The 2546-nt window shown below is 31.1% G+C and carries 2 protein-coding genes; both read left to right on the top strand.

The genetic code is table 11. From position 1 onward, the window contains the following. Window positions 1-21: 21 nt before the first annotated feature. On the top strand, window positions 22-168 hold the full coding sequence (locus ACRDDY_RS04615) for a hypothetical protein (protein ID WP_438563797.1): 147 nt from the start codon (window positions 22-24) through the stop codon (window positions 166-168). A gap of 55 nt (window positions 169-223) precedes the next feature. Then, on the top strand, window positions 224-2546 hold a 2323-nt coding region (gene mgtA, locus ACRDDY_RS04610; protein WP_438563796.1), incomplete at its 3' end, for a magnesium-translocating P-type ATPase.

Raw genomic sequence — 2546 nt, 5'->3', positions numbered from 1 at the left:
AAAAAAGTGAGGTGAGAACAAGTGGAATCAGGAAGTAGTCAGCAGAGAATAGGCAAAGTTTATAATGATGATGATGAGTATCTCTTTAATCAGAGCAATAAAACAAAAAATTTAATATTAAAAAAGGCAATGTCTATCTGTTTAACTTTTGGATTATTGCTTGTTTAACTAGATATCATGTTGTCTATTCTCAAAATTATTAAAAAAATGGAGGGAATAGAAAATGAATTTAAGAGGAAATAAAAGATTAGAAGATTTAAAAAAGGAAATGATTTATAAGAAGTTATTTGAGCTTGGAAGCTTGAAGGAAGATTCTTTATTTGAGGTGCTTAATTCAAGCAAGGATGGGAGCTTGGAGAAGGAAAGTGTAAGACGTGAGAGAAGAGAAAATGAGATTACTTATAAGAATGAAGAAACAGCTATGAAAAGATTTTTAAGAAGTTTTTTTAATCCTTTCTCAATTGTATTAATAGGACTTGCTATAGTTTCATTTATTACTGATTATGCAATACAAGCTCCAGAGGATAGGAGTTTAATAACTGTAATTATAATTTCTTTAATGGTTTCTCTTAGTGGTATTCTTAGATTTGTCCAAGAGGGAAGGTCTAATAAAGCTGGTGAGAAGCTTAGGAATATGGTTAAGTCTACAAGTGCAGTTTTAATTAATGATGAGATAAAAGAAATTGATATAAAAAATATTATTGTTGGTGATATTGTGAAGATATCAGCTGGTGATATGATTCCTGCAGATATTAGGATTTTGGAGTCAAAGGATTTGTTTGTAAGCCAATCAAGTATTACTGGTGAGTCTGAGCCAATAGAAAAGGTGCAAACTGTAAATAAGAATGCAAGAACTCATTTAGACCTTGATAATATTTGCTATATGGGTACAAATGTTGTGAGTGGAACAGGTTTAGGAATAGTTATAGAGATTGGAAATGACACATATTTAGGAACTATAACTGAGTCTGTAACAGGAAAAAGAGAGATGACAAGCTTTGATAAAGGTGTTAATTCAGTAAGCTTTTTATTGATTAAATTTATGGCTTGTATGGTTCCAGTAGTTTTCTTAATTAATGGAATAACTAAGGGAGATTGGCTTGAAGCCTTATTGTTTGGATTATCTGTTGCAGTTGGATTAACTCCAGAGATGCTACCTATGATTGTAACTACAAACTTAGCGAAGGGTGCTATGAGAATGGCTAAGTTTAAGACTATTGTTAAGAATTTAAACTCTATTCAAAGCTTAGGTGAGATGGAGATTTTATGTACTGATAAAACTGGAACTCTTACAGAGGACAAGATAATTTTAGAGAATCATCTTGATATACATGGTAATGAGGATATAAGGGTTTTAAGGCATGGCTATTTAAATAGTTATTTTCAAACAGGCTTAAGAAATCTTTTAGATAGAGCAATTCTTGAGCATGGGGAAGAAGAAGGCTATAAGGAACTTAATGAATTATATACAAAGGTTGATGAAATTCCTTTTGACTTTAACAGAAGAAGAATGTCTGTTGTTTTAAGGGATAAGAATGAAAAAACTCAGTTAATAACAAAAGGTGCAATAGAGGAAATTTTAGAAATTTGTACTTTTGCAGAGTATGAAAATAGTGTTGTGGAATTGACTTTGGATATAAAAAATGAAATCTTAGAAACTGTGGACAATTTAAATAAAAATGGAATGAGAGTTATAGGAATAGCACAAAAAAATAATCCATCAAAAGAAGGGGAATTTTCAGTAAAAGATGAGAAGGACATGGTGTTGATGGGGTATATAAGCTTTTTAGATCCACCAAAGGAAAGTGCAAGGGAAGCAATTGAGAATTTAAGAGAGAATGGAATTAGGACAATTGTTTTAACTGGTGATAATGAGAATGTTACAAGAAGTGTTTGCAAGAGAGTGGGGATTTCTAGTGAGAAAGTGCTATGTGGAAAAGATATTGATAAGATAAGTGATAAGGCTTTAGGAAGAATATTAAAGAGGGTAAATATTTTTGCAAAGCTATCACCTGACCAAAAAAAGAGAATTGTTAAGGTGTTAAAAGAGAGTGGTAAAACTGTTGGATTTATGGGAGATGGAATTAATGATGCACCAGCTTTAAGATGTGCAGATGTTGGAATTTCAGTAGATACAGCTGTGGATATTGCAAAAGAATCGGCACACATTATTCTTTTAGAGAAAAACTTAAATGTATTAAATAAAGGTGTTACAGAGGGAAGAAAAATTTTCTTAAATATAATAAAGTATATAAAAATGACTGCAAGCTCAAACTTTGGAAATATGTTTAGTGTTTTAGTTGCAGGATTATTCCTACCTTTCCTACCAATGTTACCGATACAATTATTAGTTTTAAATCTTATATATGATATTTCATGTATCTCAATTCCTTGGGATAATGTGGACTATGAATATTTGAAAAAAAGAAGAAAATGGGACGCTTCATCTATTGGAAGCTTTATGAGATGGATAGGACCAACAAGTTCAGTTTTTGATATTCTAACTTATGTAGTAATGTTCTTTGTTATAGCTCCTTTAATGCTTG

Source organism: Clostridium sp. (assembly GCF_051656525.1).
Taxonomy (GTDB): Bacteria; Bacillota; Clostridia; order Clostridiales; family Clostridiaceae; genus Clostridium.
Note: the sequence above shows the minus strand (reverse complement) of the source record. Positions and strands in the feature narration are given on the sequence as shown.